We start from the raw sequence: 20583 nt of genomic DNA, 5'->3' as shown, positions 1-20583 counted from the left end.
CTCGCCGTCGCCGCCGACGAGATCGAGCCGGACGTCGAACCCGAAGTGGACGATGCGGTCGATCATCACCTCGCGTGTCGAGCCGTTCGGCTCCAGCGTCACCTCGAGATCGTGCGGGCGCACGAACGTGTCGCCGAGCCGGTGCGCCTGGCCGACGAACGTCATCACGAACGCATTCGCCGGCTGCTCGTAGACCTCACGCGGCGATCCCACCTGCTCGATCTGCCCCTCGCTCATCACGGCCACCTGGTCGGCGACCTCCATCGCCTCCTCCTGGTCGTGCGTGACGATCACCGTCGTGGTGTGCGTCTCGTCGTGCAGCCGCCGCAGCCAGTCGCGGAGCTCCGCACGGACGCGGGCGTCGAGCGCGCCGAACGGCTCGTCGAGGAGGAGCACGGCCGGGTCGATCGCGAGGGCCCGGGCGAGACCCATCCGCTGCCGCTGCCCGCCCGAGAGCTGCGACGGATATCGCTTGGCGAGCCCTTCGAGCTGGACGAGCCGGAGCAGCTGGTTCACGCGCTCGGCGATCTCCGCCTTGGGTCGTTTGCGGATCGCGAGGCCGAAGGCGACGTTGTCGTGGACGGTCATGTGCTTGAAGGCGGCGTAGTGCTGGAAGACGAAGCCGACCCCGCGCTTCTGCGGCGGACGGGCGGTGACGTCCTGCCCGTCGATGAAGACGGCGCCGTGATCTGCCGCCTCGAGCCCGGCGACGATTCGCAGCAACGTCGACTTGCCGCTCCCGCTCGGGCCGAGCAGGGCGGTGAGGGATCCCTTCCCGACGTCCACCGACACGTCGTCGAGAGCGACGAAGTCGTCGAAGCGCTTCGTGATGTGACGGATCGAGATCGACATCAGCGTCGGGCTCCCTTTGGTTGGAGGACGATCATCAGGACGAGAATGAGAATCGCCGTCGCCGCGAGCACGAACGAGATGCCGTACGCGGGGGCGTAGTTCCCGTACGCGAACTGGTACGCGTCTTCGACCCGAAGGGTCGCCGTCTGCGTCTGGCCCGCGATGTTCCCCGACACGAGGGCGACCGCGCCGAACTCGCCGATCGCGCGCGCGGTGGTGAGGACGACGCCGTAGACGACGGCCCAACGGATCGAGGGAAGCGTGATCCGCCAGAACGTCTGCCACCCCGACGCGCCGAGTGTCTGGGCGGCCTGCTCCTGCTCGGTGCCGATCTCGCGCAGCGTCGGCACGACCTCGCGCGCGACGAACGGGAGCGTGACGAAGATCGTCGCCAGCACGATTCCCGGCGTCGCGAAGAGGATCTCGAAGCCGTTTCGCTGGAACCAGCCGAACCAGCCGTTCACGCCGTAGAGCGCGATCAGCGAGAAGCCGACGATGACCGGCGAGAGCGCGAGCGGGAGGTCGATGAAGGCGTTCAGGAGCCCCCGGCCGGGGATGTTGCCGCGGACGATCACGAGCGCGCACACGATCCCGAAGACGGTGTTCACGGAGACGGCGATGGCCGCGACCTTCAGCGTCAGCGCGAAGGCGGCGACGGTGTCGGGATGCGTGATCGCGGTCCATGCGCCGTCGAGGTCCTCGGCGGTGCGCCAGACCATCATCGCGAGCGGCCCGACGAGAATGAGCGTCAGGTAGCCCAGGGCGACGAAGCGGAGCGAGAGCCTACCCACGCTCGTGCCTCGTGACGAGCCAGCGAAGCGCGCCGATGCCGAGCAGGACGGAGAAGGAGATCACGAGCAGGACGACCGCGATCGCCGCGGAGCCTTCCGGATCCTGCTCGATCCGATAGAAGAGGTGGATGGAGGCGACCTCCGTCTTGAAGGGGAGGTTCCCCGCGATCAGGACGATTGCCCCGATCTCCCCGACCGCGCGCGCGAACGCCATCGCGACGCCGGACAGGATCCCCGGGAGGATGCCCGGCAGCACGATGCGCCGGAAAGTGGTGAAGCTGCCCGCCCCGAGCGACTTCGCGGCGTCCTCGAGCTCCTGATCGAGCTCGATGAGCACGGGCTGCACGGTGCGGACGACGAAGGGGAGCGTGACGAACAGCAACGCGACGTAGATCGCGCCGCGCGTGAAGGTCACGTCGGCGTCGAAGTGGAACGAGCCGATCGTGACGTCGAGCGGCGTGCGTGGCCCGTAGAGCGCCATGATCACGAGCCCCGCGACGATCGTCGGTAGCGCGAACGGCAGGTCGATGATCGCGTTCACGACGCTCTTCCCGCGGAACTCGTCCCGCACGAGGACCCACGCGATGACCGTGCCGAACACCGCGGTCGTCAGCACCGCCAGCGTCGAGATCACCAGCGTGAGCTTCAGGGCCGCGACGGCCTGCGGGGAGGAGACGACCTCCCAGAACCCGGACCAGCCGTTGCCGGTCGACTTCGAGATCACGGCCGCGATCGGCAGCACGACGACGACGAGCAGGAACGTCGTCACGAAGCCGACCTGCAGGGGCAGAGTGTTGGTGGCTGTCTCCCCGCGACGCGCCGTCGGCGCCGGGAGGCGCGGCGCCCCGGTGACGGTGCTAGCCAGTGGAGACTCCGAGCGACTGCTCGATGCCCTGCATGATGCTCCTGTTCGGGTCGAACCACTTCTTGTCGACCGCACGCCAGCCGCCGAGCAGCCTGCTCGTGATCTTCGTCTCGCCCGGGCGGACCGGGAACTTGCGGCGGGACTCCGTGAGTGCCTGCTTGTTGACCGGGCGGTAGCCGTTCTCGGCGAGGATCTTCTGGGCCGGATACGTCTTCAGGAACCGCGAGAACGCGTTCCACTCCGCCTTGTTCTGGCTCTTCTCGATGGCCGCGATGTAGACGTCGATCAGCATCGTCTGGCGCGGGATGACGTACGGGATCTTCCCGTTGATCGCCTCGCTCTCGAACGTGAGGAGGACGTCGCCCTTGCCGGAGAGGAACGTGTTCGTGGCGTTCGACCCCGACGAGTCCTGCGACACGACGTTGTTCTTGTAGAACGTCCGCAGGTAGTCCACTGCCTGCTTGTCGGTCTTCCCGAGGCGGCGCTGCGCGACGTAGCCGGCGAGGATGTTCCACTTGGCGATCCCGCCGGTGAACGGGTTCACCGTCACCACCTGCACGCCGGGCCTCGTCAGGTCGTTCCAGCCCTTGACTTTCTTCGGGTTGCCGTTACGCAGGCCGAAGACGACGACCGAGTTCCAGACCACGCCGTTGTGGCTCTGCTTGTCCCAGTTCGGGCTGATCAGGCCCTTGTCGACGAGATCGTTGATGTCGTTGCCGGTGTTGAGGATCACGCCGTCGGCCGGAAGGCCGTTCGCGACGGCCTGACCCTGGGCCGACGAGGCGCCGTAGGACGCGCGGATGCTGATGTCGGCGCCTGCAGGCGTCTTTCGGAACTCGTCGATCAGCTTCGTCAGCACCGGCCGCGGCGTCGAGTACGCGACGAGGTTGAGCGTCACGCCCTTCGAGCTCCTGTCGGCGGCGCTCGCGGTGGCGGCGACCGCGACCGCGGCTCCGAGGGCAAGGGTCAGTACCGTCGCGACGAGACGTCCTCGCATCGGGCTCCTCCTGTTCTCTGCAATCTCCATCAGGGTGATGGAGATTAGCAAATCATATTCCAGGCATTAGCGTGACCCGCACATGATCCGTGAGCGTCCTCGTCTGTGGTATTGAATAGGCAATGCCTAGGAAAACCCTGACTGCCGCACAGGCCTCGCGAGCGCTCGGGATCAGCCTCGACACGCTTCGGCGTTGGGATCGCGAGGGCAAGCTCCGTGTCGAGCGCGACGCGGCGAACCGGCGCGTCGTCCCGGCCGCGGAGGTCGAACGGCTCCGCGGCGCGGAGGGCACAGAGGGACTGACGGCGCGCAACCGCTTCCGTGGGATCGTCCGCTCGGTCGAGACCGACGGTCTTCTCGCCCGCGTGGAGATCGACGTCACGGAGCCCGCGCGCGTGGTCGCCATCGTGACCCGCGAGTCCGTCGAGGAGCTCGGCCTCGCTCCCGGCGTGAGCGCGGCGGGAGTCGTCAAGTCGACGAGCGTGATGGTGGAACGGTGACGAGGCTCCTGAGTCGCCGCCGACTGCTCGGGGTCGCCGCGGGAGGGGTCGCTCTGGCGACGGTGCGTGTGCCTGCGGCTCCTGCCGCCAGCGACGACGAGCTCGCCTACGCGAACTTCGGGCTCGCGGCGTCGTTCCTCGCGGCCGACTACTACCTGCGGGCGGCGGAGTCGGGCAAGCTCGGCGCGGGCGCTCGGCCGAAGCTCCGCAGCAATCGGGCCGGGTCGCTCGCCCAGGCTCGCGCGCTCGGCGATCTCGTCACGGGCGCCGGAGACACGCCCGCAGCCGCCGAGGACTTCGACTTCGCGTGGCCGACGAACGCGTTCGCAACCGCAGCGAACGCGCGCAGGACGGGCCTCGCTGTTCTGCGACCGACCCTCGGCGCCTATCAGAGCGCTGCTGCGACGGTCGCGGTGCCGACGTATCGCGTGCTCTACGCGAGCCTCGGCGCGAGCCTCGGCCAGCAGATCGGCGCCCTCGCAGGCCCGGCCGGCGCGCGCCTGGAGCCGTTTCCCGTCGCCATGGAGCTCGAGGCCGCGAGCGCGGCGCTCGAGTCGTACCTCGGTTAGGAGATTCGTTGAGCCACCGCCTCGCATCGCTCGTCCTGGCGCTCGTCGTCACCGCATTCGCCGCGACCGCGGCGAGCGCGCGTACGACCGCGGCGTCCCCGCTGACGATCTACGCGGCGGCGTCGCTGACACAGGTGTTCAAGGTCCTGGATCCCGCACCGAACTACAGCTTCGCCGGGTCGAACGCGCTCGAGACGCAGATCCGGAACGGCGCCCCGGCGGACATCTTCGCGTCGGCTGCGCCGCTCAACACGCAGCGCCTGTACAAGGCGGGCATCGTCGACAAGCCGGTGACGTTCACCGCCAATCGGCTCGCGCTCATCGTCCCGAAGTCGAATCCGGCCGGCATACGGTCGATCTACGACCTGCGCTCGAAGCCGGTCAAGCTCGTCGTCGCGGCTCCCGCGGTGCCGGTCGGCGGGTACACCCTCACGGTGCTGAGGAGGATGGGGCTCTCCGGCGTGCTGAGCAAGGTCGTAAGTCGCGAGTCCGACGTCAAGGCCGTCACGGGCAAGGTTGCGCTCGGCCAGGCCGACGCGGGGTTCGTCTACGTGACCGACGCGCGTCCCGTCAGCGACCAGGTGACCGTGGTTCGCATCCCCGCCTGGGCTCAGCCGCGCGTGCGCTACGAGATCGCCGTGGTCTCGAAGTCGCCGAACAAGGCTGCGGCCCGGGCGTGGATCACCATGCTGCGGTCGGCGAGAGGCCAAACGGCGCTCGAGAATGCCGGTTTCCTGCCGGTGCCGAAGCCATCGACGTAGGGCGGTTCCTCTTCCGCTCCGCGCTCGTCCTCGCGACGGGCGTGGCGCTCGCGTTCCTCGTGCTACCCGTCGTGGCGATCTTCGCACGGGTTCCCCCCGGCGAGCTGCTGTCGGCCCTCGGCACCGAGGCGGCGAAGGACGCGCTCGTCGTCACGGTGAAGACGAACCTCGTCTCCATGGCGCTGATCCTCGCGTTCGGCACCCCCGCGGCGTACTGGATCGCCACTCGTGAGCCCCGCCTTCGGGACGTGGTCGTAACGCTCGTGGAGCTCCCGCTCGTGCTGCCGCCGGCCGTCGCCGGGATCGGGCTCCTCGCCGCATTCGGGCGCCTGGGGCTGCTGGGCGGGACGATGGACGCGCTCGGGATCGACATCGCGTTCACGCAGACCGCCGTCGTCCTCGCGGTGACCTTCGTGGCGAGCCCGTTCTACGTGCGGACGGCGGTCGCGGCCTTCGAGGCGGTCGATCCGGCCCTGCCCGCGGCGGCGAGGACGCTCGGCGCGGGCCCGGGGCGTGTCTTCTTCCGCGTTGCGCTTCCGCTCGCTGCGGGCGGCCTCGGCGCAGGTGCCGCTCTCGCGTTCGCGCGTGGGATCGGCGAGTTCGGCGCGACGATCATGTTCGCGGGCTCGCTCGAAGGCCGGACCCAGACGCTCTCGCTGGCGATCTACGAGCAGTTCGATCTCGACTTCGACGTGGCGCTCGCGATCAGTGCCCTCCTCGTCATCGTCAGCGGCACCGTCCTCCTCTCCGTCAAGCTGCTCACCCGATGGCGCTCCGGATCGACTACTCCCATTCCCTTCGCCCCTTCGACGCGCACGTCGAGCTGACCGTCGCCGCGGGCGAGACGCTCGCGCTCGTCGGCCCTTCGGGGGCGGGGAAGACGACGACGCTCAGGGTCGTCGCCGGCTTGCTCCGCCCCGATCGCGGGATGGTGGCGGTGGACGGCGAGACCTGGCTCGACACGAGCGCCGGCCTCGAGCGACCGGCCGAGCAGCGGCGCGTCGGCTACCTGTTCCAGGAGTACGCGCTCTTCCCGCACCTGGACGTCGCGGCGAACGTCGGATTTGGCGCGCCGCGAGGCGCGTCGATCGACGAGCTGCTCGAGCGGTTCCGGATCGGCGCGCTCGCCCGCGCTCGCGTGCGAGAGCTCTCGGGCGGCGAACGGCAGCGCGTCGCGCTCGCCCGCGCGCTTGCCCGGCGGCCCGCCACCCTCTTGCTCGACGAGCCGCTGTCCGCGCTCGACGCGCACACGAAGACGACCGTGCGAGGAGAGCTGCACGAGCTGCTCCGCGAGCTCGGCCTCCCGACGATCGTCGTCACGCACGACTTCGAGGACGCGGCCGCGCTCGCCGACCGCGTCGGCGTCATCGTCGGCGGCCGGATCGTGCAGCAAGGCCCCGCCGCGGGCCTCGTCGCCGAGCCCCGCGACGCCTTCGTCGCGAGCCTCACCGGCGCCAGCCTGCTGCCGGGCGTGGCCCGCGCGGCGCCCGACGGCCTCACGGAGGTCGTCCTCGACGGCGGCGGCTCCGCGTGGAGCACCGACGCCGCGACCGGCCGCGTCGGCGTCGCGATCCACGCGTGGGAGGTCGCTCTCGCGCGCGAGACACCGGACGACTCGTCGCTCAACCACTTCCGCGGGGCGATCACCTCGGTCGTGCCGCTCGGAAACAGGGCCCGCGTACGGGTAGGCGATCTCGTGGCGGAGATCAGCTCGGCGTCGCTCGACCGGCTCGCGCTCCAGGAGGGCGACGTCGTCGTGGCGTCGTTCAAGGCGACTGCGGCGCGCCTGGTGCCGCTCGCGTAGCCTCGCTCTGTGGCGCTCGAGCTCGTTCCGCCGCCCGACGACGCGCTCGGCGCCGACGTCGTCGCGCGCGCGGCGGTGGCCGTCGGCTTGTCGCTCGAGCCGCCTCGACTCAGCGACGGCGCGTGGTGGCGCGCCGGTTTGGCGGAGGCGGTGGAGCGGGCTCCCGCGGTCGCGCGGCCGTCGCCGGCCTACGAGGCTGCGCCCTCGCCGCGGAGCACCCGCGGGGCGACGCGCGCGTAGTCGAGCCCCGAGATCCACGTCAGGAGCGTTGCGACGAGGAGCGCCCACCACGCGACGTCCGCATCCCACGCTCCGGCCGCCTGGAGCCCTGCGAGCGTCGCCGCGAGCGTCTGCGCCCAGGTCTTCAGCTTGCCGAGGTCGCGCGCGCCCATCACGACGCCGCGCTCGATCGCCGCAAGCCGGAGGCCCGACACGGCGACCTCGCGAGCGACGATCGCCGCGACCATCCACGCGGGCGCGACGCCCTCGGCGACGAGCATCACGAGCGCGGCGAGCACGAGGACCTTGTCCGCGATCGGGTCGAGGAGCGACCCGAAGGCCGACGTCTGGTTGCGCCGGCGTGCCAGCCAGCCGTCGACCTGGTCGGTCGCCATCGCGATGACAAAGACGCCGGTCGCCCAGTACAGGTGATCCTCGAAGTCCCAGGCGAAGAGGACGATCACGACCGGGACCGCAAACGCCCTCGCGAGCGTCAACTGGTCGGGCAGCGTCACGGTTCGGGGAGAATACGCGCCGTATGCCTCCCTTCTCGAAGGTCCTCGTGGCCAACCGGGGTGAGATCGCGATCCGGGTGTTCCGGACGCTGCGCGAGCTCGGGATCGGGTGCGTCGCGGTGTTCTCGGAGGCCGACCGGGGGCGCGCGCACGTGCGCGCCGCCGACGAGGCGTACCTCGTGGGGCCGGGCCCGGCGGCGGAGAGCTACCTCCGCGCGGACGTGCTCGTCGAAACGGCGCTCCGTGCGCGCGCGGAGGCGATCCATCCCGGCTACGGGTTCCTCGCCGAAAACGCGGCCTTCGCGCGGCTGGTGGAGGAGGCCGGCCTGACCTGGATCGGCCCGCCGGCGTCGGCGATCGAGCTGATGGGCTCCAAGACGGCGGCCCGCTCGACGATGCGGGCAGCAGGCGTGCCCATCATCCCGGGCGCGGTCGAGGCGCTCGCCTCGGCGAAGGACGTCGTCTCGCTCGGCGAGGAGATCGGATACCCGCTCATCATCAAAGCGGCTGCCGGGGGCGGCGGAAAGGGAATGGAGATCGTCACCGGGCCCGACGAGGCCGAGCGCGCCTTCGAGGCTGCGACGAGGCAGGGCGAGAAGTACTTCGCCGACGCCGCCGTGTACGTCGAGCGCTACATCGAGGATCCACGGCACGTCGAGGTCCAGGTGCTGGCGGACGCCCACGACAACGTCGTCCACCTCGGAGAGCGCGACTGCACGATCCAGCGCCGGCACCAGAAGCTCGTCGAGGAGACGCCCTCGCCCGCCGTCGACGACGACCTGCGGGAGCGGATCGGGCGGATCGCGGTCGACGCCGCGCGTGCCGCGGGCTACCGCTCCGCGGGGACCGTCGAAGGCCTTCTCACCCCGGAGGGCGAGTACTTCTTCATGGAGATGAACACGCGCATCCAGGTGGAGCACACGGTCACGGAGGCCGTGACCGGCCTCGACCTCGTCCGCGAGCAGGTCCTCATCGCCGCCGGCGAGCCGCTCTCCGTCCGCCAGGACGACGTCGTGCTGCGCGGCCATGCGATCGAGTGTCGGATCAACGCGGAGGACGTCGCGCAGGGGTTCCTCCCGGCACCAGGGCGGATCACCGCGTATCGGGAGCCCGCCGGGCCCGGCGTCCGGGTCGACTCGGGCATCGAGGTCGGCGACGAGGTGAGCGGTCTCTACGACCCGATGATCGCCAAGCTGATCGTCCACGACGTCGACCGCGACCGCGCGATCGCGCGGATGTTGCGGGCCCTCGAGGAGTTCCGGATCGAGGGCCCGCCGACGCTGATCGGGTTCCATCGAGCGCTGCTCGAGCATCCGTGCTTCGTCAGTGGCTCGACCTGCGAGGGGATCGTCGAGTCCGAGCAGCTGGCGCAGCGAGCGCAGGAGCTGGAGGAGTCGTTCTCTCATCGGACAACTAGTGTCGCACAGGGCGCGGACGGAGCCGTTCCGACCGTCGCTCGCCTCGTCGGCGTCGAGGTGGACGGGCGCTCCTACGACGTGCGTCTCCACGTCACCGAGCCGCCCTGGGCCGAGCTCGCCCGCCGCCGGCGCGAGCGAGGCGCCTCCGGGCGCGGCGGCGGCGACGACGACGGCGAGGTGACGAGCCCGATGCAGGGCACTGTCCTCGCCGTCGCGGTCACGGAGGGGGATCCCGTGGAGGCGGGCCAGCTGCTCTGCGTCGTCGAGGCGATGAAGATGGAGAACGAGATCGTCTCGCCCCGCATCGGGATCGTCCGCGAGGTCGCAGTGGCGCCGGGAGCCGGAGTGACGTTCGGTCAGCTGATCTGCATCGTGGCCGACGCGGCGGAGTGACGCTCGACGACCTCGTCGAGCTGCTCGTGGGCGGCGCGACGCTGACCGGGGCGACCCTGAGCCGTCCGCGCGCAACAGGCACGGACGAGCCGCCGCGCATCACCGTCCAGCCGGTGACACTGAAGCGCGGCAAGCGCTGGGCGGTGCGTCGTCATTACGGGTCGCGGACGACCGACGAGAACCTCGACGATGCTGCTCTGGGACGGCTGCTGCGTGCGTCGATCGGGAAGAACTACCGGCAGGCCCTCCTCCACGCGCCGGACGCCGACTGGCAGGTGCTCGCGGGTCGTGGCGAGCCACGAATCCTGCGCAAGCCGCCGACGCGGCCGCGTGCGGCGGGCGTGCACGACCGGGTGAAGCGCCACGTGCTCCCGGAGGGGGAGCCGGTGCCGTTCCTGGTCGAGCTCGGCGTCCAGACGCCGGACGGCCGTGTCCGGGCCCAGCGTCGGTCGAAGTTCCGGCAGGTCAACCGCTTCGTCGAGCTCGTCGACGACATCGTCCCGGCGCTTCCCGACGGTCCCGTCCGTGTTGTCGATTTCGGCTCGGGGCGGGCGTACCTCACCTTCGCGCTCCACGACCTGCTCACCCGCGTCCACGGCCGGAAGGTCGACATCCTCGGCCTCGATCTGAAAGCGGACGTCGTCTCGGAGTGCGAGGCGCTGGCTCGCCGTCTCCGCGCCGACGGGCTGCGCTTCGAGCTGGGCGACATCGCAGCGGCCGACCTCGTCGGTGTCGACCTTGTCGTGAGCCTCCACGCCTGCGACACCGCGACCGACGCCGCGCTCGATCGGGCCGTCCGCGCCCGCGCCGAAGTCATCCTCGCCGTGCCGTGCTGCCAGCACGAGCTGTTCGGGCAGCTGGAGAACGAGACGCTCCGGCCGCTGCTCCGCCACGGCACGCTCAAGGAGCGGTTCGTTGCCGACGTGACCGACGCGGCGCGCGCCCGTCTGCTCGAGCTCGCGGGCTACGACGTCCAGGTCGTCGAGTTCGTTCCCCTCGAGCACACGCCGAAGAACGTCCTCCTCCGCGCGACGCGCACCGAGCGCCCGGGCCGCGATCGCGACCGTCTCGCCGCCGAGTACCGTGCTTTCGCAGACGCGCTCGGGATCGAGCCCGCGCTCGAGCGGCTGCTCGGCGACCTCGTGCCGACGGGAGGCTGAGGTCAGCTGCGCAGCCGGTAGGTGTGGTCCGTGATCCACACGAACCGCGCGGGCACCCCCTTCGGCGGCTTCCCCACCGCGACGAGTGGGCCGAAGACGACGCGGACGTAGCGGTTCGCAGCGAGCTTGCCGGGCGCCGAGATCGTCCCGCGCCACGAGGCGTCGGGCGCGAGCCGCGGCGCAAGCGCCGGGACGAACTTCTGGGCCGGGCGGAGACCGGGCAGGTCCGAGGCGTCGCTCCGCTGCTCGACCTCCCCGAGCTCGCCCGTCGCGAACAGCATCAGCCCGAACGACTGGGAGACCGCGACGGGATCCTCGCCGAGGATCCACGGGATCTCCGACCGGTTCTCGACCTCGACGTCCGCCTCCCAGCCGTGCTCGGTCACGGCGAAGCGGTGCACGCGGAAGACGAGGCCGGGGCCCGTCTCCGGGGTTCGCTCGTTCCAGGCCAGCTCCTCGGCCTGCGGCGGCGCGGCGACGGCCGGCGGAGGCGCCGTGCCCGACGAGCCGCAGCCGGAGGCGAGCAGGAGCGTGCCGAGCGCGACCAGGACGGCGGCGGGACGCTGCATCGGCGTCATGCTCGCACAGGCCGCCGCGACCCACGCACGGTGGCGCCTCCGTCCGGTGGGGCGTCTTCGATAGCCTGCCGCGCGGCGTGGACCTCTACGAGTACCAGGGCAAAGAGCTCTTCCGGAGGGTCGGGATCCCCGTCTCGGAGGGCCGTCTCGCAACGACTCCGGGCGAGGCTCGCCAGGCCGCCGAGGTGCTCGGTGGGCCGGTCGTGGTCAAGGCCCAGGTGCTCACCGGAGGACGCGGGAAGGCCGGCGGGATCAAGCTCGCGGCGAACGCCCACGAGGCGGAGGAACGGGCGAAGGAGATCCTCGGGCTCGACATCCGCGGCCACGTCGTCCGCAAGCTGTGGATCGAGCGCGCCTCGGACATCGCGAAGGAGTACTACCTCTCCCTGACGTTCGATCGCGGCGCGAAGCAGGCGCTCTACATGTTCACGACCGAGGGCGGCGTCGACATCGAGCAGGTGGCCGCGGAGAGCCCGGACGCGCTCGTCCAGCTCCGCGTCGACCCGCTGGAGGGATTCCATCCCTGGCAAGCCAGGCGGCTCGTCTACGGCGCCGGGGTGAGCGACCCCTCCGAGCAGAAGCAGATCGCGGCGATCGTCGGGAAGCTCCACGAGGCGTTCGTCGGCTTCGACGCGATGCTGTGCGAGATCAACCCGCTCATCGTCACCCCCGAAGGGGAGGTCAAGGCGCTCGACTCGAAGTTCACGGTCGACGACAACGCGCTCTTCCGCCACCCCGACGTCGCGGAGATGCGCGACCTCGAGGCCGCCGACCCGCTCGAGGCGCTCGCGCGCAAGAAGCACGTGACGTACGTGCGGCTCGACGGCGACGTGGGCGTGCTCGGCAACGGCGCGGGGCTGACGATGTCGACGGTCGACGTCGTCACCTTCGCGGGCGGCCGCCCCGCAAACTTCTGCGACCTCGGCGGCGGCGGCGACGCACAGGGGGTCGTCGACGCTCTTTCGGTGATCACGCAGGACCCGCAGGTGAAGGCGATCTTCTTCAACATCTTCGGCGGCATCACGCGCTGCGACGAGGTCGCGCGCGGGATCCTCCAGGCGCTCGGCGAAATGTCCCTCGAGCTGCCGATCGTCGTCCGGCTCGACGGCACGAATGCCGAGGAAGGCCGGCAGATCCTCGCCGAGGCCGCGCCCGCGAACCTCCGCGTCTCGCCGACGATGCTCGAGGCGGCGAAGCTGGCCGTGGAGCTGGCCGCATGACGAGCGACATCTGGAGTGGCCGCGCCGACGCCTACGTGGAGTCCGACGCGCACCGCGAGGGCGAGGACCTCGACCAGCTCGTCGCCTGGGCGGCCGGCGCGCGGACGGCGCTCGACGTGGCGACCGGCGGCGGTCACGTCGCCCGCCGACTGCGCGAGGCGGGGATCGAGGTCGTCACGTCGGATCCCGCACCGGGAATGCGCCCGGACGTCGTCTCGAGAGCCGAGTCGCTGCCCTTCGCCGACGGCGCGTTCGACGTCGTCGCCTGCAGGACCGCCGCGCACCACTTCGCCGACCCCGCAGCCGCCGTCCGCGAGATGGCCCGGGTGAGCCGGGACCGCGTGCTCCTCGTCGACACCGTCTTCATGGGCGACGAGGTCGAGGAGGCCGAGCGCCGACGCGACCCCTCGCACGTGCGGAACTACACCGAGGCCGAGTGGCGCGGGCTCGTCGAGGACGCCGGCCTCGAGATCGGCGACGTTCGCCTCTCGGCTCACACGTTCGACTTCGCCGCCTGGCTCGCGCGCACGGGCTGTGAGGGCGAGGAGGCGCAGCTCGTGGAGGACCTGCTCGGCGACCGGGTCGCCGAAGGGCGGCTGACGCTCGACAAGATCGCGATCCGCGCGGCGAAGGGGTACTAGTGGCGATCTTCGTCGACGACGACACGCGCCTCGTCGTCCAGGGGCTGACCGGCTCCGAGGGCCGCTTCCACGGCCTCCGGAACCGCGAGTACGGGACGCAGCTCGTCGCCGGAGTCACACCCGGAAAGGGCGGTCAGGACGTCGACGGCGTTCCCGTTCTGAACACGGTGGCCGAGGCCGTTGCGGAGCACGGCGCGAACACCACGATGATCTTCGTCCCGGCCCCGTTTGCCGCCGACGCGATCTACGAGGCGGTCGACGCCGGCGTCCACACCGTCGTCACGATCACGGAAGGCGTCCCGGCACACGAGATGCTGCGCATCCACGCGTACATCCGGTCGAAGGGGGTCCGGATGCTGGGGCCGAACTGCCCGGGCGCCCTCTCGCCGGGCAAGGCGAACGTCGGGATCATCCCCGCGGAGATCTTCGCGCCCGGCGACATCGGCCTCGTCTCCCGCTCCGGCACGCTGACGTACCAGATCGGCCACGAGCTCACGCAGATGGGTCTCGGCAACTCCACCATCGTCGGGATCGGCGGTGACCCGATCGTCGGGTCGTCGTTCATCGACGTGCTGACGCTCTTCGAGGCCGACTCCGAGACGAAGTACGTCGTCATGGTCGGCGAGATCGGCGGCGACGAGGAGGAGAAGGCCGCGGACTTCATCGAGGCGGAGATGACGAAGCCCGTCGTTGCCTACATCGCCGGCTTCACGGCGCCACCGGGCAAGACGATGGGGCATGCGGGGGCGATCATCTCCGGCTCCTCGGGAACGGCCGAGGGGAAGAAGAAGGCGCTCGAGGCGCGCGGCATCCGTGTGGGTACGACGCCGACCGAGACCGCTCAGCTCGCGGCCGAACTCGGCCGCTGACTGCGACCGTGTGGACGTCGTGACCCGCGCGAGGCGCTCCGAGACCTTCGCGGAGGACCTGCGAAGCGTCATATGGTGGGTGCTCGTCGGAGCCGCGGCGGGCGCGATTGCGGGAGGCGTGGTCGGTGGCATCGGCGGACGGCTCGCGATGCTGCTCCTGCGGCTCACGTCGTCCGACGACGTGCTCGGCATGACCTCTGACGACGGCTTCGAGATCGGCGTCGTCACCTTCGACACCGTCCAACTCGTGCTCGCGATGGCGATGCTCGGCGGGATCAACGGCGTGCTCTACGCCGCGTTCCGCGGCGCGATCCGGCCGCGGCTCCGGCTGCCGCTCTGGTCCGTCTTTGCGGCCGCGCTCGGCGGCGCGAACGTCGTCCACGAGGACGGCGTCGACTTCACGTTCCTGGAGCCAGCCGCCCTCGCCGTAGCGCTCTTCGTCTTCCTGCCCGGCGCCGCGGCCGCCCTCGTCGTCGTGCTCGTCGAGCGCTGGAGCCGGGTAGAGCCCTGGTCGGACCGGCGGCAGAGCGTCGCGCTCGGCGTCGCCGCAGTGGCAGGGACGTTCGCGCTCGTCTTCGCGGCGCTCGTTGCAGCCGGCGCGCTCGTCCTGCGCAGAGCGCGCCTCGACGGGCTCGCAGGACGTGTCGGCCGCATCGCAGTCCCGGCGGCGTTGGTCGTCGTGACCGCGGTGAGCGTCTGGGAGCTCGTGGGCGAATCCGTCCGCATCGTCGACTGACGCAGGGAGCGGCGCCCGTCGGGCGAACACGCATCTGTGCGCCCGCGGATGGAGGAGCGAGTTCAGCGTGCGATCGAGCGGCTGACGATCTTCCGCGCGGTGCGCATGGTGGCGCTCGTTGCGTTGAGCCTCGCCTTCGTCGCTGCAGTCCTCGAGCGGCTCGTCGATCCGGCGATGGGCGACTTCGCCGACGCCCTCTGGTGGGCGATCGTCACCGTGACGACAGTCGGCTACGGCGACGTGATACCGACGAGCACCAGCGGACGGGTGATCGCGTCCTTCCTGATGGTCGCCGGCGTGAGCGCGATCCCGATCACGACGTCGCTCGTCGTGTCGGTCTTCGTCTCGCGCGCCCAGGCCCAGCAGCGCGCGCACGACGCGGAGCTGCGGGCCGAGCTCATGGCCCGCCTCGAGCGCATCGAGCAGGCCCTCGCCGCCAGGGCAGACACGTAGGATCGCGCCCGTGGAGCTGCGCTCGCTCGCCGACGCCGAGCCGTTCACGACCAAGGACGGGTCGACGATCCGCGAGCTCCATCACACCCGGGCGCAGTCGCTCGCCGAGGCGCAGCTGGAGCCGGGGCAGGCCACGCAGCGCCACTACCACGCACGGGCCGAGGAGATCTACCTCGTGACCGAGGGGGGCGGTGTGCTCGAGGTCGACGGGGTCGTGCGCGACGTGCGTGAAGGCGACGCAGTCCTCATCCCACCCGGCGCACGGCACGAGCTGATCGCGGGCCCGGACGGCGTTCGGATCCTGTGCATGTGCGCACCGCCGTACGCGCACGACGACACGTTCTTCGCCTGACTCCTCCCGGAAGGGTCAGATCTTCCGGCGCGGCCTGGTCGAGCCCCACGCGCCGCGCCGGCGCGACGAGTAGATGAGCTTGGGGGCGGCCGTCTTCATCCCGGTCGAGACGAACGTCTCGTGCTGCCCGTTGAGTCGCGCGACGCGACTCATGTCTGCCTGCTGCTCCGGCAGGACGAGCGTCACGCCCGTGCCCGACCGGCCGGCGCGGCCCGTGCGACCCACCCGGTGGGTGTACGACTTCCCGTCCTCCGGGGGGTCGAAGTTGATCACGTGCGTCACGTCGTCGAGGTCGAGCCCTCGAGCCGCGACGTCCGTCGCGATCAGGGTCGTGACGTTGCCGGAGTCGAAGCGCTCGAGCGCGCGCTGGCGCTGCCCCTGGGTCAGGTCGCCGTGCATCGCGAGGGCCTTCACGCCCTGCTGTGCGAGCTTGCGCGCGAGCCGGTCGGCGCCGCGCTTGGTGCGCACGAACACGAGCGCGAGCCCGCGCTCGGCGTGGAGCAGCTCGACCAGCGTCGAGACCTTCGTGTCGGCCGTGACCGGGACGAACCGGTGCTCGATGTCGCCGGGTGCGTGCTCGCTCGGGAGCTCGGCCTCGATCCGGACCGGCGACTGCGTGTAGGCGCTTGCCAGCTCCCCGACCTCGCCGTCGAGCGTCGCCGAGAAGAACATCGTCTGGCGGTCGCGCGGCAGCCGTTTCACGATTCGGTCGACCTGTGGCTTGAAGCCCATGTCGAGCATCCGGTCGGCCTCGTCGAGGACGAGGATCTCCACGGCGTCGAGCGTGATCAGCCGTCGGTCGAGCAGGTCCTGGAGGCGGCCGGGCGTGGCCACGATGATGTCCGCGAAACGCGCGACGTTCGCCTGCTGGCGGAGCGCGACACCGCCGTACACGGTTGCCACGCTGAGGTCACGGGCGGTCGCGAGCGTCTGGATCTCCTCGGTCACCTGGACGGCGAGCTCGCGCGTCGGGACGAGCACGAGCGCGGCTGGACGTGCGTCGTCGTGCGGTGCGCGCTCGACGAGAGGGATCGCGAAGGCGAGGGTCTTGCCCGAGCCCGTCGGCGACTTCGCGAGGAGGTCCGTGCCCGCGAGCGCGGGCGGGATGGCCCGCGTCTGGATCTGAAACGGGCTGTCGATGCCGCGCGCTTCGAGCACCGCGGTCAGTTCTGCGCTCACGCCGAGCGCAGCGAATGTGTCCTGCGACATGTGACTCCTGTGTTGTCGTGAATCTGGCTCGAGACCTACCACACTCGAGCCCACAAGGAGTCGAACGAAGCGGATCTCACGGGCCGACGTCGTGCCGACCGTTCCCGAAAGGTAGCAGCCGGGTCGGTCGCCGCCCGATCCCGTGCAAGGCACGAAGCCGAAGTCCGAGACGGACGCGGAGGCCTGCCCGTCACGCCCCGCCGGTAGGCTCGGCGCGTGGCTCCGATCTCGTTCGCGCGCGGCGCTCCGTCCCCGGCCTGCCTCGATCCGGAGCTCCTCTCCGACTGCGCGCGCGTCGCCCTCGAGCGGGACGGCAAGACGATCCTCTCCTACGGGACGGGCGGTGGGTACGGCCCGCTCCGGGAGGTGCTCGCCCGCCGGCACGACGTCGACCCGGCGCGCATCTTCCTGACGACCGGCGGCCTCCAGGGCTTCGTCTTCTACTCCGCCGTGCAGCTCGCCCGGCGGCCGGGCCGGGTGCTCGTCGAGGGCCCGACGTACGACCGGCCGCTCAAGCTTCTCCGCTGGCAGGGCGTCGACGTCGTCGCGCTGCCGATGGACGAGGAGGGGCTCGTGCCCGATGCTCTCGAGGCGGAGCTCGAGAAGGGCGGGGAGATCTCGTTCCTGTACACCATTCCCACGTTCCAGAACCCGAGCGGCCGCACGCTGGGTGAGCGTCGCCGGCTCCGGATCACCGAGCTCTCGCGCGCCCACGACCTCGACGTGCTCGAGGACGACCCGTACGGCCTCGTGCGCTACGAGGGGTCCGCGCCGCCACGCCTCCACGCGCTCGAGGGGGGCGAGCGCGTGACGTTCACGTCGTCCTTCTCGAAGACCGTCGCGCCGGGGCTCCGCGTCGGCTGGTTCGTCGTGCCCGAGGCGCTCGTCCCGGCGTTCGACGAGCGCGCCGTCTCGACGTACATCTCGCCGCCGCTCCTCACGCAGGCGATCGTGCACGAGCTCTTCGAGCGAAACGGCTTCCGACCGAACCTCGACCGGATCCGCGGCATCCTCGGCGCCCAGCGCGACGCGATGCTCGCCGCGCTCCACGACGAGCTCGTCGGGCGGGCGACCTGGAATCGGCCCCGGGGCGGCTATTTCCTCTGGGTCGACTTCGGCAAGAGCGTCGATGCGGGCGACCTCCTCGCCCGCGCGACGGAGGCCGGGGTCACGTTCGTCCGCGGGGCGGACTTCTTCCCCGCAGGATCCGGCGGAACGAGCTCCGCGCGGCTCGCGTTCTCTTACGAGCCGCCCGAGCGGATCGCCGAGGGCGTCCGCATCCTCGCGCGCCTGCTCTGAGCGTCCTCAGCCTCGGCGTCGGCTGCGCCACCAGCGCGGGCCGATGATCGCGAGCGCCGCACCCAGCGCCATGCTGAGCAGGATCAGCCAGGGGAGCCGCGTGTTCACGGTGAAGAAGACGAAGTCGACCGACTGCTTGTCGTCGTTCAGCAGGAGGAAGGCGAGCGCGTAGACGGCGATCGCGACCCAGAGCACCAGCTTCCACGGGATCTCCCGGGAGTCGGTCCGGGATCGGTCGTCGTCCCCAGGCGGGAGTGGCGCGCTGCTCACGCGGCGATCTTATGCGCCTGCGGCGTGCGCGACCTGCGGAAGGGGCGCGCGGAGGATCAGGCGCGGCTGCACCGGCGGTGTCAGGTGAGCCGTGGCGGCGCGGAAGGTGGGGCACGGGCTGTTACCCGGGAGAGCGCACAGACCCTCTTTGCGGAAGTAGCAGTCCTCGCACGTCGCGATAGCTCGCTTGCTCATGTCCCCTCTGTTCCCCTTGCCCTTGACCCTGCTGGACAGCGGGGATTGTGGCGCTGTCCGGCAGTCTCCGCAACCCCCTCCGGGGCAGAAAACACCGCATTTTGCGGGTGTCGCCCTTCCTGACGAAATGCCTGCAAAGGGTCTATTTCTGGGGGAGCGTTTCCAGTGCGTGCAACGCCTGTTCAAAACTCTCCACAGGGACGATCCGCAAGCCCCCTGCATACCGGCGCGCCGTCGCCGCGTTTTCCCCAGCCGGGACGAGGAACACGTCCGCTCCGGACGAGCGGACGCCGTACGTCTTCTGCTTGATCCCGCCGACCGACCCGACGTTGCCGTCGAGCTCGATCTCCCCGGTCGCCGCCACGCGGTTGCCGCCGTCGACGTCGTTCCCGAGCTCCTTGTAGATCTGGAGTGCGAACGGAAGACCGGCAGACGGCCCGCCGACGTTCCCGAGATCGATGTCGACCTTCACCGGAAGCCGGATCTTCGCGTCCTGCGCCACGCGGATCCCGATGATCGCCTTGCCGGCTTCGTCGGGCGCGCGGACGGTGGCCACGGTGCGGTCGAGCGTCTTCCCGTCGCGCCGCAGGCGGAGCACGAGCTCGTCCCCCGGCCGCAGCGTTCCGGTCGCCCGGCGGAGCTCGCTCACGGTCAGCGTCTGCCTTCCGGCCGCCCGGACGATCACGTCGCCGCTTTCGAGCACCTTCGCGGCGGGCACGTCGACTGCGACGGCCTCCACGAGCACGCCGAGCGGCCTCGTCGTGACGTCGAGGCCGCCGGCCCGGAGCGCCACCGCCGCGGCGACCTGCTCGGAGCGGTTCATCTCCACGCGAGCCTCCGCGATCCGGTCGCGGAAGCTCTCGCCCGGCGCGGTGACCACGTCTGCCGGCACGAGTGACGCCCCGTCGGGACGCAGAAACGGCAGGAGGCGTTCGAGCCAGCGGACCTTGCGGACCGTGACGTCGACGTAGTAGATGCCGCCAGGCCCTCCGGGATCCTTCTTTCCCTCCACGGCGACGTTGGTCGCGACCGGATGTGCGCCGTTCGGGACGTAGAGGTAGTCGTCGGCCGGCAGCGTCGCCGCGAGGAGCACCACGACCGCGAGGAGGGCCGCGCCGGAGAGCGCGAGCCAGCGGGGTGCCGAGCCTCTCACAGCAGGCCGCGCGTGAGGCCGCCGTCGACGGGCACGACCGCGCCCGTCACGTAGCCCGCCCGATCGGAGGCGAGGAACGCGACGACCGCGGCGATCTCGGCCGCCGTCCCGAGGCGCCGGAGCGGGACTTGCTCGAGATCCGCGGCGGGCGGCCCCTCGTCGCCGTACACCGCCCGCAGGCGGTCGGTGTCGATGCGCCCGGGAGCGATGGTGTTGACGGTGATGCCGTCTGGGCCGAGCTCACGGGCCAGCGTCTTGAGCCACCCCACGACGCCGGGCCGCACGGCGTTCGAGAGCGCGAGGTTCGCGAGCGGCTCGCGCACGGACGAGGACTCGATCGCGAGGATGCGCCCGCGACCGCTCGCGCGGAGGTGGGGGAGGCAGTGCCCGACGAGCGTGACGTGCGACGTCAGGAGCAGCGCGACCGCCTCCTCGACGGACGCCGCGGTGAGCGTGGCCGCCGCGCCAGCCGGAGGTCCGCCGCCGTTCAGGACGAGGATGTCGACGCCGCCGAACGCGCCGACCGTCGCCTGCGCGAGCCGTTCGAGGTGCTGGGGAATGGTGAGGTCTCCCTGGACGGCGAGCGCGCCGAGCCGCTCGGCCTCCCGCTCGAGGAGCTCGCGCCGCCGCGCGAACATCGCGACGTTGGCGCCCTCCGCGGCGAGCGCCTCCGCGACCGCGAGGCCCATGCCGGACGAGGCGCCGCACACGATCGCCGTGCGTCCGGCAAGTCCGAGCTCCATCGCGGCGAAGGGTACCCCTGC

The 20583-nt window shown here is 71.0% G+C and carries 25 protein-coding genes; 15 read left to right on the top strand and 10 right to left on the bottom strand.

Annotation, left to right across the window (positions count from 1 at the left end):
• From VNM44_RS03875 to VNM44_RS03860, 4 genes are all read right to left on the bottom strand, one after another.
• A partial coding sequence (locus tag VNM44_RS03875; RefSeq protein WP_325622827.1) for a sulfate/molybdate ABC transporter ATP-binding protein occupies window positions 1-852 on the bottom strand: 852 nt, incomplete at its 3' end.
• Window positions 852-1643 (bottom strand): sulfate ABC transporter permease, encoded by a 792-nt coding sequence (locus VNM44_RS03870; RefSeq protein ID WP_325622825.1) that lies wholly within the window; start codon window positions 1641-1643, stop codon window positions 852-854. The genes VNM44_RS03870 and VNM44_RS03875, both read right to left, overlap by 1 nt.
• Window positions 1636-2508 carry a sulfate ABC transporter permease subunit CysT gene (cysT, locus tag VNM44_RS03865; RefSeq protein ID WP_414652952.1) on the bottom strand — a complete coding sequence of 291 codons (873 nt, stop codon included), beginning with the start codon at window positions 2506-2508 and terminating at the stop codon, window positions 1636-1638. The genes VNM44_RS03870 and cysT overlap by 8 nt, the downstream gene beginning before the upstream one ends.
• Window positions 2501-3505, bottom strand: coding sequence for an extracellular solute-binding protein (locus tag VNM44_RS03860; protein WP_325622819.1), 1005 nt, complete (start codon window positions 3503-3505; stop codon window positions 2501-2503). Before VNM44_RS03860 ends, cysT begins: the two co-directional genes overlap by 8 nt.
• A gap of 122 nt (window positions 3506-3627) precedes the next feature.
• Between VNM44_RS03860 and VNM44_RS03855 the strand changes: the two genes are divergently transcribed.
• The 6 genes from VNM44_RS03855 to VNM44_RS03830 are packed head-to-tail and all read left to right on the top strand — an operon-like array spanning window position 3628 to window position 7379.
• On the top strand, window positions 3628-4005 hold the full coding sequence (locus tag VNM44_RS03855; RefSeq protein ID WP_325622817.1) for a TOBE domain-containing protein: 378 nt from the start codon (window positions 3628-3630) through the stop codon (window positions 4003-4005).
• Entirely contained in the window at window positions 4002-4574 is a 573-nt protein-coding gene (locus VNM44_RS03850) for a ferritin-like domain-containing protein (RefSeq protein WP_325622815.1), read from the top strand. The genes VNM44_RS03855 and VNM44_RS03850 overlap by 4 nt, the downstream gene beginning before the upstream one ends.
• Before the next feature lie 8 nt (window positions 4575-4582).
• Window positions 4583-5335, top strand: a complete 753-nt coding sequence (modA, locus tag VNM44_RS03845) for a molybdate ABC transporter substrate-binding protein (RefSeq protein ID WP_325622813.1) — start codon at window positions 4583-4585, stop codon at window positions 5333-5335.
• Between the two features lie 41 nt (window positions 5336-5376).
• On the top strand, window positions 5377-6162 hold the full coding sequence (locus tag VNM44_RS03840; RefSeq protein WP_325622811.1) for an ABC transporter permease: 786 nt from the start codon (window positions 5377-5379) through the stop codon (window positions 6160-6162).
• Complete coding sequence (locus VNM44_RS03835) at window positions 6102-7139, top strand: ABC transporter ATP-binding protein (RefSeq protein ID WP_325622809.1); 1038 nt, start codon at window positions 6102-6104, stop codon at window positions 7137-7139. Before VNM44_RS03840 ends, VNM44_RS03835 begins: the two co-directional genes overlap by 61 nt.
• 9 nt (window positions 7140-7148) lie before the next feature.
• Complete coding sequence (locus tag VNM44_RS03830) at window positions 7149-7379, top strand: hypothetical protein (protein ID WP_325622807.1); 231 nt, start codon at window positions 7149-7151, stop codon at window positions 7377-7379.
• Here VNM44_RS03830 and pgsA read toward each other — a convergent pair.
• Window positions 7328-7873 carry a CDP-diacylglycerol--glycerol-3-phosphate 3-phosphatidyltransferase gene (gene pgsA / locus VNM44_RS03825; RefSeq protein WP_325622805.1) on the bottom strand — a complete coding sequence of 182 codons (546 nt, stop codon included), beginning with the start codon at window positions 7871-7873 and terminating at the stop codon, window positions 7328-7330. The two genes, VNM44_RS03830 and pgsA, sit on opposite strands and share 52 nt — an antisense overlap.
• 23 nt (window positions 7874-7896) lie before the next feature.
• Here pgsA and VNM44_RS03820 point away from each other — a divergent pair, with 23 nt between their 5' ends.
• Entirely contained in the window at window positions 7897-9684 is a 1788-nt protein-coding gene (locus VNM44_RS03820) for an acetyl-CoA carboxylase biotin carboxylase subunit (RefSeq protein WP_325622803.1), read from the top strand.
• Entirely contained in the window at window positions 9681-10844 is a 1164-nt protein-coding gene (locus tag VNM44_RS03815) for an SAM-dependent methyltransferase (protein WP_325622801.1), read from the top strand. Before VNM44_RS03820 ends, VNM44_RS03815 begins: the two co-directional genes overlap by 4 nt.
• Before the next feature lie 2 nt (window positions 10845-10846).
• On the opposite strand, the gene VNM44_RS03810 is transcribed toward VNM44_RS03815, so the two are convergent.
• Window positions 10847-11413 carry a hypothetical protein gene (locus VNM44_RS03810; RefSeq protein WP_325622798.1) on the bottom strand — a complete coding sequence of 189 codons (567 nt, stop codon included), beginning with the start codon at window positions 11411-11413 and terminating at the stop codon, window positions 10847-10849.
• Window positions 11414-11499: 86 nt separating this feature from the next.
• Between VNM44_RS03810 and sucC the strand changes: the two genes are divergently transcribed.
• The 6 genes from sucC to VNM44_RS03780 are packed head-to-tail and all read left to right on the top strand — an operon-like array spanning window position 11500 to window position 15693.
• On the top strand, window positions 11500-12642 hold the full coding sequence (sucC, locus tag VNM44_RS03805; RefSeq protein ID WP_325622796.1) for an ADP-forming succinate--CoA ligase subunit beta: 1143 nt from the start codon (window positions 11500-11502) through the stop codon (window positions 12640-12642).
• A complete protein-coding gene (locus VNM44_RS03800) occupies window positions 12639-13283 on the top strand; it encodes a class I SAM-dependent methyltransferase (RefSeq protein WP_325622794.1) in 645 nt (214 codons plus the stop codon). The genes sucC and VNM44_RS03800 overlap by 4 nt, the downstream gene beginning before the upstream one ends.
• Entirely contained in the window at window positions 13283-14152 is an 870-nt protein-coding gene (gene sucD, locus VNM44_RS03795) for a succinate--CoA ligase subunit alpha (protein ID WP_325622792.1), read from the top strand. The genes VNM44_RS03800 and sucD overlap by 1 nt, the downstream gene beginning before the upstream one ends.
• Window positions 14153-14171: 19 nt before the next feature.
• A complete protein-coding gene (locus tag VNM44_RS03790) occupies window positions 14172-14888 on the top strand; it encodes a hypothetical protein (protein WP_325622790.1) in 717 nt (238 codons plus the stop codon).
• A gap of 48 nt (window positions 14889-14936) precedes the next feature.
• Complete coding sequence (locus VNM44_RS03785) at window positions 14937-15341, top strand: potassium channel family protein (RefSeq protein WP_325622788.1); 405 nt, start codon at window positions 14937-14939, stop codon at window positions 15339-15341.
• Between the two features lie 10 nt (window positions 15342-15351).
• Complete coding sequence (locus tag VNM44_RS03780; protein ID WP_325622786.1) at window positions 15352-15693, top strand: cupin domain-containing protein; 342 nt, start codon at window positions 15352-15354, stop codon at window positions 15691-15693.
• Between the two features lie 15 nt (window positions 15694-15708).
• On the opposite strand, the gene VNM44_RS03775 is transcribed toward VNM44_RS03780, so the two are convergent.
• The gene (locus VNM44_RS03775; RefSeq protein WP_325622784.1) at window positions 15709-16902 is read right to left on the bottom strand and encodes a DEAD/DEAH box helicase; all 1194 of its coding nucleotides are present in this window, start codon (window positions 16900-16902) and stop codon (window positions 15709-15711) included.
• Window positions 16903-17118: 216 nt separating this feature from the next.
• Between VNM44_RS03775 and VNM44_RS03770 the strand changes: the two genes are divergently transcribed.
• Window positions 17119-18201, top strand: coding sequence for a PLP-dependent aminotransferase family protein (locus VNM44_RS03770; RefSeq protein ID WP_325622782.1), 1083 nt, complete (start codon window positions 17119-17121; stop codon window positions 18199-18201).
• Between the two features lie 6 nt (window positions 18202-18207).
• Here VNM44_RS03770 and VNM44_RS03765 read toward each other — a convergent pair whose 3' ends face one another.
• The 3 genes from VNM44_RS03765 to VNM44_RS03755 form a co-directional block, all read right to left on the bottom strand.
• The gene (locus VNM44_RS03765) at window positions 18208-18471 is read right to left on the bottom strand and encodes a LapA family protein (RefSeq protein ID WP_325622780.1); all 264 of its coding nucleotides are present in this window, start codon (window positions 18469-18471) and stop codon (window positions 18208-18210) included.
• A gap of 337 nt (window positions 18472-18808) precedes the next feature.
• On the bottom strand, window positions 18809-19819 hold the full coding sequence (locus tag VNM44_RS03760; protein ID WP_325622778.1) for a PDZ domain-containing protein: 1011 nt from the start codon (window positions 19817-19819) through the stop codon (window positions 18809-18811).
• Complete coding sequence (locus VNM44_RS03755) at window positions 19816-20562, bottom strand: SDR family oxidoreductase (RefSeq protein WP_325622776.1); 747 nt, start codon at window positions 20560-20562, stop codon at window positions 19816-19818. The genes VNM44_RS03760 and VNM44_RS03755 overlap by 4 nt, the downstream gene beginning before the upstream one ends.
• Between the last annotated feature and the right edge of the window lie 21 nt (window positions 20563-20583).

The organism is Gaiella sp., assembly GCF_035558935.1.
Lineage (GTDB): Bacteria > Actinomycetota > Thermoleophilia > Gaiellales > Gaiellaceae > Gaiella.
Note: the sequence above shows the minus strand (reverse complement) of the source record. Positions and strands in the feature narration are given on the sequence as shown.

Excerpts from the sequence above, each read along its gene's own strand:
- VNM44_RS03810 (WP_325622798.1), bottom strand. The coding sequence starts at position 11,413 with ATGCAGCGTCCCGCCGCCGTCCTGGTCGCGCTCGGCACGCTCCTGCTC.
- VNM44_RS03820 (WP_325622803.1), top strand. The coding sequence starts at position 7,897 with ATGCCTCCCTTCTCGAAGGTCCTCGTGGCCAACCGGGGTGAGATCGCG.
- VNM44_RS03860 (WP_325622819.1), bottom strand. The coding sequence starts at position 3,505 with ATGCGAGGACGTCTCGTCGCGACGGTACTGACCCTTGCCCTCGGAGCC.
- VNM44_RS03755 (WP_325622776.1), bottom strand. The coding sequence starts at position 20,562 with ATGGAGCTCGGACTTGCCGGACGCACGGCGATCGTGTGCGGCGCCTCG.
- VNM44_RS03835 (WP_325622809.1), top strand. The coding sequence starts at position 6,102 with ATGGCGCTCCGGATCGACTACTCCCATTCCCTTCGCCCCTTCGACGCG.
- VNM44_RS03800 (WP_325622794.1), top strand. The coding sequence starts at position 12,639 with ATGACGAGCGACATCTGGAGTGGCCGCGCCGACGCCTACGTGGAGTCC.
- VNM44_RS03785 (WP_325622788.1), top strand. The coding sequence starts at position 14,937 with ATGGAGGAGCGAGTTCAGCGTGCGATCGAGCGGCTGACGATCTTCCGC.
- VNM44_RS03775 (WP_325622784.1), bottom strand. The coding sequence starts at position 16,902 with ATGTCGCAGGACACATTCGCTGCGCTCGGCGTGAGCGCAGAACTGACC.
- VNM44_RS03855 (WP_325622817.1), top strand. The coding sequence starts at position 3,628 with ATGCCTAGGAAAACCCTGACTGCCGCACAGGCCTCGCGAGCGCTCGGG.